At 32.2% G+C, this 10870-nt stretch carries 10 protein-coding genes, 5 tRNA genes and 2 pseudogenes; 12 read left to right on the forward strand and 5 right to left on the reverse strand.

The window, feature by feature from the left end; all coding sequences use genetic code 11:
* Window positions 1-770: pseudogene (locus ACKI3Q_RS02325) on the reverse strand (hypothetical protein); the annotation flags it as partial.
* 233 nt (window positions 771-1003) lie between these two features.
* Window positions 1004-1729, reverse strand: a complete 726-nt coding sequence (locus tag ACKI3Q_RS02330; RefSeq protein WP_407413893.1) for a DUF4012 domain-containing protein — start codon at window positions 1727-1729, stop codon at window positions 1004-1006.
* A gap of 218 nt (window positions 1730-1947) precedes the next feature.
* Between ACKI3Q_RS02330 and ACKI3Q_RS02335 the strand changes: the two genes are divergently transcribed.
* Window positions 1948-2214, forward strand: coding sequence for a hypothetical protein (locus tag ACKI3Q_RS02335; protein WP_407413895.1), 267 nt, complete (start codon window positions 1948-1950; stop codon window positions 2212-2214).
* Between the two features lie 13 nt (window positions 2215-2227).
* Entirely contained in the window at window positions 2228-2485 is a 258-nt protein-coding gene (locus ACKI3Q_RS02340; protein ID WP_407413897.1) for a hypothetical protein, read from the forward strand.
* Window positions 2486-2508: 23 nt separating this feature from the next.
* Here the strand turns inward: ACKI3Q_RS02340 and twy1 are convergent, their stop codons facing one another.
* Entirely contained in the window at window positions 2509-3426 is a 918-nt protein-coding gene (gene twy1, locus ACKI3Q_RS02345; protein WP_407413899.1) for a 4-demethylwyosine synthase TYW1, read from the reverse strand.
* 212 nt (window positions 3427-3638) lie between these two features.
* On the opposite strand from twy1, the gene tpiA reads away from it, so the two are divergent.
* Both tpiA and ACKI3Q_RS02355 read left to right on the forward strand, forming a co-directional pair.
* A complete protein-coding gene (tpiA, locus tag ACKI3Q_RS02350) occupies window positions 3639-4307 on the forward strand; it encodes a triose-phosphate isomerase (protein ID WP_407413901.1) in 669 nt (222 codons plus the stop codon).
* A gap of 12 nt (window positions 4308-4319) precedes the next feature.
* Window positions 4320-5537 (forward strand): phosphoglycerate kinase, encoded by a 1218-nt coding sequence (locus tag ACKI3Q_RS02355; protein WP_407413903.1) that lies wholly within the window; start codon window positions 4320-4322, stop codon window positions 5535-5537.
* Here ACKI3Q_RS02355 and thiE read toward each other — a convergent pair.
* Window positions 5534-6154, reverse strand: a complete 621-nt coding sequence (thiE, locus tag ACKI3Q_RS02360) for a thiamine phosphate synthase (RefSeq protein ID WP_407413905.1) — start codon at window positions 6152-6154, stop codon at window positions 5534-5536. The genes ACKI3Q_RS02355 and thiE overlap by 4 nt on opposite strands.
* The gene (gene thiM, locus ACKI3Q_RS02365) at window positions 6151-7014 is read right to left on the reverse strand and encodes a hydroxyethylthiazole kinase (protein WP_407413911.1); all 864 of its coding nucleotides are present in this window, start codon (window positions 7012-7014) and stop codon (window positions 6151-6153) included. Before thiM ends, thiE begins: the two co-directional genes overlap by 4 nt.
* A 111-nt stretch (window positions 7015-7125) precedes the next feature.
* Between thiM and ACKI3Q_RS02370 the strand changes: the two genes are divergently transcribed.
* From ACKI3Q_RS02370 to ACKI3Q_RS02405, 8 genes and pseudogenes are all read left to right on the forward strand, one after another.
* Window positions 7126-7199: transfer RNA gene (locus ACKI3Q_RS02370), tRNA-Thr, on the forward strand.
* Window positions 7200-7277: 78 nt separating this feature from the next.
* Window positions 7278-7352, forward strand: a tRNA-Pro gene (locus ACKI3Q_RS02375).
* A 7-nt stretch (window positions 7353-7359) separates the two neighbouring features.
* A tRNA-Tyr gene (locus ACKI3Q_RS02380) sits at window positions 7360-7433 on the forward strand.
* Between the two features lie 130 nt (window positions 7434-7563).
* Window positions 7564-7635 (forward strand) — tRNA-Asp (locus ACKI3Q_RS02385).
* A gap of 21 nt (window positions 7636-7656) precedes the next feature.
* Window positions 7657-7730 (forward strand) — tRNA-Lys (locus tag ACKI3Q_RS02390).
* A gap of 41 nt (window positions 7731-7771) precedes the next feature.
* Window positions 7772-8020 (forward strand): DNA-directed RNA polymerase subunit H, encoded by a 249-nt coding sequence (locus ACKI3Q_RS02395; protein ID WP_407413907.1) that lies wholly within the window; start codon window positions 7772-7774, stop codon window positions 8018-8020.
* A gap of 229 nt (window positions 8021-8249) precedes the next feature.
* Entirely contained in the window at window positions 8250-9833 is a 1584-nt protein-coding gene (locus tag ACKI3Q_RS02400; protein ID WP_407413909.1) for a DNA-directed RNA polymerase subunit B'', read from the forward strand.
* A gap of 9 nt (window positions 9834-9842) precedes the next feature.
* Window positions 9843-10870 (forward strand): annotated as a pseudogene (locus ACKI3Q_RS02405) (hypothetical protein); the annotation flags it as partial.

Here is a 10870-nt window from a genome sequence, read left to right on the forward strand (position 1 = left end):
CTATTTCATCAGCTACATTACGATACATTGGGAATAAATCTGTTGTTAAACAAATAAATGGTTTATTTTTCGTTGAATCTAATATAAATTTCTTGGTATTTTTTGGTATTCTGCGACGTACTATTCGTTCTGAGACTGGAACATTAAGTATGGCATCAAATAAAGTCAATCTGTAATGTCTAACTCCATTAAGTCTTAAAAATTGTTCATCATATAAGTAATAGCCAGAATATTCGAATTCTTCATTGTTGATTGTTTCTTCATGATTTTTGTTGGACCAATTCTTGATTGTTTGGTGAGATATTTGGATTCCAAGGAATACTTCAAAGTATTTGCTTATTTTACGAAAGTGATTGATATCCAATTTTCATTATTCCCGGAATTTTATCAATAATTTCCTGTAAAAATTGTTTATGTTCTCCAATTAATGGATTATTTTTTATTCCGAATTTTTTTCCACATTTTTTGCATTGATACTGCTGTTCTTTAAATTCTGTGGTTTTTCCATTGATATTTTGTTTATTTTTTGTTATCGTACCTTTTTTAATTATTTTATGGGAACCACAATTAGGACAAATTGGAATATCATATTTAAAAGTGTTATTTTCATCTAAAAATAGTTTTTGATTAGTATTTTCAAAATTTGGTACTTTATTTAACCTTTCTGAAATTATTTTTTCTTGATCAATATTTTCGTCAGAAAAATCAAAAAGTTTAAGTTGTATGAAGTCTATATTAGTATTGAGGGCATTTAAAATTTGTTTGGTCATAAATTATTATTTGTCCTCACTTATTTAAGTAATTTACTATTTTTTAATCATTTAAATTAGAATCAAAGAAAAATTAGAGAGTATTTTCATCGAAGTGAAATTTCAACTGTAAAAAATAAAATTTGAAAGAAGCCTATAAAATTTTACAGACTCAAAAAAAGTAAATAATAATATTTATGGAATTTTTAATTAAAATAAAAAAAAGATCTTTAAAGAATAATTCTTTAAAGATTTCATCCAGCTAAACTTTCAAATCCTTTTGTAGCTAATAACCTTGTAAATGAACCTTCTGGGGTCATTATAATGTTACCTTTTGAATATTGGTCTAGTGCAGTTTGAACCATGGTATGTTTTTTAGCAGGGTCTTTTGCAGCTTCTGCAAGAGCTTTAACTAATACCATTACAGCATCTCCTCTAGACATATTTCCTTGAACATTTTCGTTACCTGGATATCCATTATATGCATCATTTTCACGAACAATATCTTCTGCAGAAAGGTTTTTAACTTCTCCATTTATTGTAAGTGGCCTAATGGAATTAATAATTGCATCAATTCCGTCTGTATAAACAAGAACAACTGCATCAGCATGCATTCCAGTTCTAGCTTCTACAATTTCACTTGCATATTGCATACCTGGTTTTACACCATACCACATGGAGTCGTGAAGAAGCAGTCCTCCTCCAACACCCGTTTCTGCGGGTTCTGGCTGTGAAGGGTGTGTCATTCCTCCAGGATATACAGGTGTATAGTTTTCTAAAGCACCATTATGTAAGTGAACCATGAATGCCATATCCACTGCACCGTTTTGCTGTTCTCCTTTATCTGAAGCTAAAACAAGGATATTCTTATCTTCTTGGACTAAATCAGGACCACTTAAGAATACTCCAGCGATTATAGTTAATAATCCAATAAGAATAACAATAAGGATAGCAATAATCAGTTTTTTGGTTCTATTCATTCAATCACATCTTTTTATCAAATAGTAAATGTATAGTAGTTTAAAGTTTTTTTACTAAACTTATATATTTGATTATTTGGTATATAAACATTTTTTTTATAGGCATATTTTTTTTAATTTTTGCATATCTCTGAAAAAATTAATTTTTCTATATCGTTTAACAAACTTAATTAATAACAATGTATATAATTAATTTTAAATATGTAAAAGTGGTTTTTATGCATCCTCATGAATTGGAATTCAAAATCAGAAACTTGTCTATGGTAAGTAGTTATAGGGCTGCCGAGAGAATATTGATTGAACTTAAAAATTATTCTGGTCCCATAAGTGAAGATCAAATTTCAAGATTTTGCTTTGCGGTAACTACTAATGAACAAGTTTACAAATGTTATAACTGTAAAGGCCACTTAAAAATTATCATAAATAAATATAAGGATGTTATTGATGATTCTCAATATGATGAGATTTTAGAAATAATTAATTGATGTGGGTGGAATAATGATTATTAATGTAGGGGCAGAGTTTGGTGTTCATTTGGAATCTGGTGATGTTGCAACTGAATTGGTTGATATTTTAAATAAAATACCTGAAAAAGAATTTATTTTAGATTTTAAAGAAGTTATTTTTATCACAATGAACTTTGCTCAGGCTTATTATATGGCAAAGTCTGAGTCATCTAAAAAAATTTCCGAAATCAACTTTTCAGACAGCATTAAGGTAACAATGGGTGCAGCGGATGAGGCTGTTAATCCTTAATTTTCTATTTTTTGAAAATAATTTCATTTTAAAAGAACAACACGGCTGACTTCAGATTCGTTTACAATTTCCCTTCCGCATTCATCACCAATCTGTTTTGCAAAGTCTTTCACTTCATCAAATGTTGGCATATTCTCTAAAGTTAACCTTTCACGTGAAGAACCAACACACATATATGCCTTAACTTCAACAAAATCAGGATTTGCTTTTTCAATAAGTTTTGCATATTTTTCCGGATTAATCATATTTCTTCCTTTAACGCAGGTATTTCTTATACATGTGCGGGAGTTAAAACTAGAAAGTGTTTCAAGAGATTCATTTAAATTGCTCCAAGCCTCATTTATTTTGGGTCTGCACACATCATTGAATATTTCTTTTGTAGGTGCATCCAAGGAAAGGTATAGTTGGTAAGGATCATTTTCCAGATTTCTTAATCTTTCAACGCATTGTCCATTGCTTACTACAAAAGTTGTAAATCCTTTTCTGTTAAATTCACCAATCAATTCATCTATTTTTGGATAAAGTGTCGGTTCGCCAGCTAGTGAAATGGCCGCATTGGTTGGGCTTTTCAATTCTTCCAATTTCTTTTTATTTGCTTTGTCATTTCCATAATAGCCACATAATAAATTATATTGGGCCTTGATAGCTCCATCAATTATTGTTTTGGGATCATCATACTCATCATCTTCCCATTTGGTTTGGGTATATGTCAAATCTCTCCAGCAGAATTCACATTCCTGTTGACAATTTGGAACTGCAGGAGACATCTGAAGGCATCTGTGGGATTGAATACCATAGAATTTCTCTTTATAGCATACTCCTTTATCTATAATACTTTGACGAGTCCAATGACAGGTTTTAACTGCAGCATGACCGTGAGTACCTACAAATCTATATCCGCTTTTTTCTAATTTTTCAATTTGGCTTTTATTAAATGACATAAAATCATTTCTATTTTTAGTTTTGTTAGTATTAGTATTTTATGAACCTGATTATATTTACAAAATTTAATCAATATTTCTTTAAAACTTGTCTGGCAGCTATTCAAAATGATTGTTTTTCTTATCAAAGAAGGGATTTTCTAATCATAAGTCTTTTTAATAATGTTATCTAAATATATATATTAATAATAATTTTAGTATATGGCGATAATATGAATACACCAATAGTGATATTAAATTATAAAACTTATTTGGAATCAAGCGGTATGAATGCTTTAAATCTTGCAAAAGATTTGGAGAGTGCTGCTGCGGAATCTGGTATTACAATGGTTGCTGTTCCTCAAGCTGCAGATGTTTATAGGATTAGTGAAGAAACATCACTTCCTATCTTTGCTCAACATATTGACCCAATTTCTCCGGGAGGTCATACCGGAGGTAATTTAATTGAAGCATTAGTTGAGGCAGGAATTTCTGGTTCTTTAATTAACCACTCTGAAAAGAGAATGCAACTTGCAGATATAGATGAAGTTATTCAATTATGCAAACAGCATGATATTGAATCCTGCGTTTGTACAAATAATATTGCAACAAGTAAAGCTGTAGCTAGTTTAAATCCCGATGCTGTTGCTGTCGAACCTCCTGAACTTATAGGTACTGGAATACCTGTATCACAAGCTCAACCGGAAGTTGTTGAAGACAGTGTTAAGGGTGTAAAAGCAATTAATAAAGATGTAAAAGTTTTATGTGGTGCCGGAATCACTAATGGTGATGATATGAAAGCAGCTATGGATTTAGGTGCAGATGGCGTATTGCTTGCTTCTGGAATTATAAAAGCTGAAAGTCCAAAAGATGCTTTATTGGATCTTGTAAGTAAATTATAAATGAGTGGAAATATGTCCGGTAATTTTAATACTATAGATGATTTTAATATTGAAGATAAAACAGTACTTGTACGTATTGATGTAAATTCTCCAGTTGATCCTGGCTCAGGAATTATTTTGGATGATACAAGACTAAAATTACATTCACAAACAATCAGAGAATTGGCTAAAAAAGGTGCTCGTGTGGTAATTCTTGCTCATCAAAGCCGTCCGGGTAAAAATGACTTTACTACATTGGCACAACATGCGGATGCATTATCAGACATTTTAAATTTAAGAGTTAAATATGTTGATTCTATTTTTTCATCTTCAGCTAAAAAAGCTATTCGTGACTTAAAATCTCATGAAATTCTTTTGCTTGAAAATGTAAGGTTTTTTTCAGAAGAATCACTTTCTAGAAGTCCTGAAGAACAGTCTAAAACTATTTTGGTAGAAGAATTATCTCCATTGATTGATTATTTTGTTAATGATGCATTTGCTGCGGCACACCGTTCACAAGCATCATTGGTTGGTTTTACAGTTAATACTCCGTCAGCTGCGGGTCGTGTTATGGAAAAAGAATTGACTGTTATTCAAGAGGCTTTAGATAACGTTCAGCATCCATGTGTATTCCTGCTTGGTGGAATGAAACCTGATGATTCTATTGAAGTTATGGATAATGTACTGAGCAATGGGACTGCAGATTCCATATTGACTACAGGTATTGTTGCAAATATCGTTATGTGGGCTGCAGGTGTTGATATTGGTCAAGTAAATAGGGATTTCATTGCAAGTCGAGGATATGAGGATATGGTTGCTAAATCAAAGGATTTGATTGATAGGTTTGGTGATAAGGTAAAATATCCTCTTGATATTGCTATAGATAGGAATGGGGAAAGACTTGATATTGATTTTGAGGAAATTCCAAATGAATCAATTTTTGATATTGGTGTTAAAACAATTAATTATTATGCTAACGAAATAAGAAATGCAAAAACGATTTTTGCAAATGGTCCTGCAGGTGTATTTGAAGATCCTAAATTTGCAATGGGTACGGAAGATTTAATCAATGCAATTGCCAATTCAGAAGGATTTTCATTGATTGGCGGAGGCCACATTGCTGCTGCTACTGCCGGGCTTGGTTGTGAAGACCAAATGAGCCATGTAAGTAGTGGTGGTGGAGCTTGTATTAGTATGTTGGCTGGTAAAAAGCTAGCTGCTGTAGAAGCTTTAAAAAAAAGTAAAGATTAGCTATTAAAAATATTTAATAGCTCTTCGGATGCTTTTTTAGGATTATCTGCACTCATTATTGCACTTACTACAGATAGTCCTTTTATTCCAGTATCTTTTAATTCGCTGGCATTTTCTTTTGTTATTCCTCCTATCGCTACAACAGGAATATTGGTGGATTCAACAATATCAATTAACTCTTTTTTTGTAACGTTTTCGGCATCATCTTTAGTTGCTGTTGGAAATACTGCTCCTGTTCCAATATAATCTGCACCATCATTTTCAGCTTTTTTTGCTTCTTCAATTGTTGCTGCAGATACTCCGAGTATTTTATCTTCACCGATTAATTCTCGAGTAATATCGCATGGCATATCGCTTTGGCCAACATGCACGCCGTCAGCATCAATAGCCAATGCCACATCAACTCTATCATTGATTATTAGTGGAATGTTATATTTGGCTGTGATTTCTTTAACTTTTAAGGCTAAATTATAAAAATCCAAAGTATCTGCAGTTTTTTCTCTAACTTGAACTACAGTAACTCCACCAAGAATGGCATCTTCTATTGTTTTTAAGAATTTCTCCTCGTTTTCGCTGTTGTCAGTTACTAGATAAAGGGATAAATCAATTTTATTCATAATATCTCAATTTTTGATTTGTTCATTAATTCCTCTGCATCTGTATTGTAAAGTGCATCGATTAAGAATGTTCTAAATGATCCGGTTCCTAAGTTGTTTTCATCAACTTTCGCTCTTGCTTTTTCACCGGCTTTATTCATTGCTAAAATTGCAAGTAATGATCCTTCAAATGGATTTGTAGCTCCAACGCATGCACCAACAATTGCAGATAACATACATCCACTGCCGGTTATTGATGGCATCATTTCATCTCCACCATAAACGGCAATAGTTGTTTTTCCATCACTTAATATATCAATAGGCCCACTTGCCAAGATTACTGTATTTAATTTCTCGGCGGTTTTCCTGATTAGTTCTCCGTTTGCTTTTATATTGTCCTCGGTTATAATATCATCGTTGCAGACATCAACGCCTTTGGCAATATTTGATTCGTCTATAATATTAAATAATTTGGATATTGATTTAATTTCAGTAATATTTCCACGGATTGCTGCAATATCATTGTTTTCAATTAAATCTATTGTTGTTTCATTTCTGAGTTTGCTGATTCCTACTCCAACAGGGTCTAATGTAATAGGTGTATTTGTTTTATTTGCTTGTTTTGAGCTGATTTTCATTGATTCAATTTGTAGCTGATTTAATGTACCTATATTTATTACTAACGCGTTAGAAATATTTACTATGTCTTTAACTTCATCTGCATCTTCAGCCATTATCGGTGAAGCACCAATTGCTAAAACCGCATTTGCACAATCATTAACTGTAACAAAATTTGTTATACAATGTGTCAATGGGCTTTTTTCTTTCAATTCTTTTAATAAACTAGGTATTTTTTCAAGATATATATTTGTCATGATTATTAATTATATTTTTAATTTTATTTAAAAATAATGATTTTCATATGTTATTGCGAAAAGTATTTAAATGATATTTGATAGATAATAAAATGTTACATTAATTATTTATATAGTGCCTCGGTGGCTCAGCCTGGTAGAGCGCCAGACTTGTAATCTGGTGGTCGCGGGTTCAATTCCCGCCCGGGGCTTAATATTTCATTTTCTGGTATATGTTTAGTTAAATTTATATACAAGTAAATAAATATTATAATATGTTGTATGTTGATGGGACCGTAGGGTAGCTTGGTCGATCCTTTGGGCTTTGGGAGCCTGAGACTCCGGTTCAAATCCGGGCGGTCCCATTCGTGTCCCGCCTTAGCTCAATTTGGCAGAGCGTTGGACTGTAGATCCAAATGTTGCTGGTTCAAGTCCGGCAGGCGGGATTTTGATTATTTTATTTGAAGTCATATTATTTTTTTTAAAAATCTAATGTTTTTTCAAAAGGTTTATATATGATGACTATCAATAATTAATTAATAGTGTATTGTTATGATGCACATAATTTAAGTGTTTGCCCTGGTGGTGTAGGGGCTATCATGTGGGCCTGTCGAGCCCGCGACTCGGGTTCAAATCCCGGCCAGGGCGCTTAAATTCATAAGTTTGCTAGGGCCCGTAGCTCAGTCTGGCAGAGCGCTTGGCTTTTAACCAAGCGGCCGCGGGTTCAATTCCCGTCGGGCCCGTTCTAATTTTATATTTAACTTTTCTAGCTGGAGGAAAAAATTTGAAAATAGATATTCAAAAACATAATTTAGTACCAAAGCATGAAGTTATTTCAGAATCTGAAAAAGAGTTATTACAAAAGAATTCTGATTTTGATATTAATAACCTTCCAAAGATTAAAATCAATGATCCTGTAGTTAAAGAACTTAGGGATACCCAAAGTATTTCTGCAGGCGATGTTTTGAAAATTACTCGTGATAGTAAAACTGCTGGTGAATTTATTTCATATAGGATTGTTATTGAAGGTTAGATTAATTAATATAATTTTAGAGTAAGTTTATATTGTTTAATTTCTGTATTTTTTGTTTTTTTAGAAATTCATTATAAATTAGTTTGAGATGAATTATCTTATAAAAGATAGTTGGGAGTAAATTAAGAATAATGATTTAGAAATATAATAAAGTTAAATTTTCATTTATAATTTTATTTTTATTGTTTAATTTACATTTATTATGTTTATATAATGCTGGAGGAAGTCAATGACAGATAATAACTGGAAGTTAGTTGATGCATTTTTTGACAAGTATGATTTAGTCGATCACCATATTAAATCATACAATGATTTTGTGAATAATAGAATTCAGAAAATTATCGACATTAGTGAACCTATTGTTATTGAAAACGATGAAACCGATGACGAAACTGGTGAAATCAAGAAGGTTAAATACACTGTAAAAACTGGTCAAGTTAAGATTAAAAAACCATTTACTCGTGAAGCAGATGGTTCTAACAGTGATATTTATCCTACTGATGCAAGACTTAGAAATTTAAACTATTCTGCACATATGTACCTTGAAATGGCATTGAATAGGGATGACGAAGATAATCCTTTAGAAGAGGTTTACATTGGGGAATTACCTGTAATGTTAAAATCCGATTACTGCTATCTCAATGGTCTTACTGCTGAAGAGTTATTAGAACATAATGAAGACCCTCAAGATTTAGGTGGTTATTTCATAGTCAATGGTTCTGAAAGGGCTGTTGTTACTATGGAAGAAATTGCACCTAATAAGGTTATTCTTGAACGTGTTAAAGAGGTTGAAGATAGACATGCTAAAGCTGTTGTAACTTCAATCAGAAGTGGTTTTAGAGCTAGAATTACTTTAGAATATAAAAAACCACGTAAAAACAAAGCATTTTTAAGAGTGTCTTTCCCTTATGTTCCTGGTGAAATACCTCTTGTTATTCTATTAAGAGCTTTAGGTTTATCTACTGATCAACAGATAATTACCAAAATTTCTGAATCAAACAATAATTTCCAAATGATTATTGCAGATGATATCAAAGTTTCTGAAGAAGCTCTCAAATTAGAACCTGCTGAAATGGAAGGTTTGACAATCGAAGAGAGAAACGAATACTTAAGAACAGCTGCTATTAAATATATTGGAAATCGTGTTGCTTTTAAAATGTCTGAAGATTATCGTATACAACGTGCTGAAGAAGTAATCGACCGTTATTTATTGCCTCATTTAGGAGATAGTGAAGAAAGACGTGCTGATAAAGCTACTTATTTAGCTGAAATGACTGAAATGTTACTTGAAGTAATTCATGAACAAAGAGAACCTCACGATAAGGACCATTATACTAATAAAAGACTCAGAGTTTCTGGTGACTTAATGGAAGATTTATTTAGAGTTGCTTTCACTAATTTAACTAGAGATATGAGTTATCAACTTGAAAGAAGTATTTCTAGAGGTAAAGAACTATCAATTAAACAGGCAGTTCGTAGTGATGTTTTAACTGAAAACATTAAACATGCAATTGCTACAGGTAATTGGGTTGGCGGAAGAGCTGGTGTAAGTCAGCTTTTAGATAGAACAAGTTACATGGGTACACTTTCTCATTTAAGGCGTGTTGTATCTCCTTTAACAAGAAGTCAACCTCACTTTGAAGCAAGAGATTTGCATCCAACACAATTTGGAAAAATTTGTCCTAATGAGACTCCGGAAGGACCTAATTGTGGTTTGGTAAAGAATTTAGCTTTAATGTGTAATATTTCAGAAGGTTCTGATGAACAAGAGATTAAAGATATAATTGAAACTATGGATGTAGATTTGATTTAAGGGGGTGAAATGTTGGCAGAATATAATGATAATGATATAATTAACGCTTTTAAATTTTTTGGATTTGAAAATGTTGTTACTCCAAAAAAAGTTAGAAATGTATTTGAAGAATTAGCTAATACCCATAATGATGGGGATGAAGAAAAAATAGCTGAGATTAATAATCATCATGAAGCTATTGAAAGCTTTTTCAAATCTCACCCAAAATTAAAAAAGAATACAAGACTCAATAAACCATTTTCTGAATTTTTTGAGGGTATTGTCGAGTCATTTGATATTGATAATGAATCCGATGAAACTGCAATTAATGAAGAAGAATCTATGGATATTGCTTTAGCTGAAAATGATGAAGTAGAATCTATTGATGATGAATTGGCTGATGATGTTGTTGTTGATGAGATAGAACCTATTGATGATGAATCTATGGATATTGAACCGGTTGAAGAAGATTATGATGATGACATTGTTGTTGAACCTCCAGTAAGAAACCCACTTAAAACAAAAATTTACATAAATGGGGAGCTTTTCGGAACTTGTGATAATCCAAAGGAATTTACTGAAGAAATGCGGGAAAAAAGAAGGAAAGGAAAAGTTTCTCATGAAATGAACATTACATATTATGAAGACAACAATGAGATTTATATTTTCAATGACCCAGGTAGAGCAAGAAGGCCTTTAATTATTGTTAAGGATGGTCAGCCTCTTCTTACTGAAGATCATATCAATAAAGTGGCTAACGGTAAAAAGAAATGGGACGATTTAATCGATGATGGTCTTATTGAATATTTGGATGCTGAAGAAGAGGAAAACTCATATATTTCAATGTCTTTAGCTGAAATTAATGAGGATCACACTCACTTGGAAATCGACCCAGCTACTATGTTAGGTATTTGTGCAGGAATTATTCCATTCTCTGATCACAACTCTTCCCCAAGGAATACTATGGAAGCAGGTATGACAAAACAAGCTTTGGGATTATATGTTTCCAATTACGCATTGCGTACTGATACTAGGGCACACTTGTTACACCATCCTCA

It is taken from the genome of Methanobrevibacter sp., from assembly GCF_045636185.1.
In the GTDB taxonomy this organism is placed as follows: domain Archaea; phylum Methanobacteriota; class Methanobacteria; order Methanobacteriales; family Methanobacteriaceae; genus Methanocatella.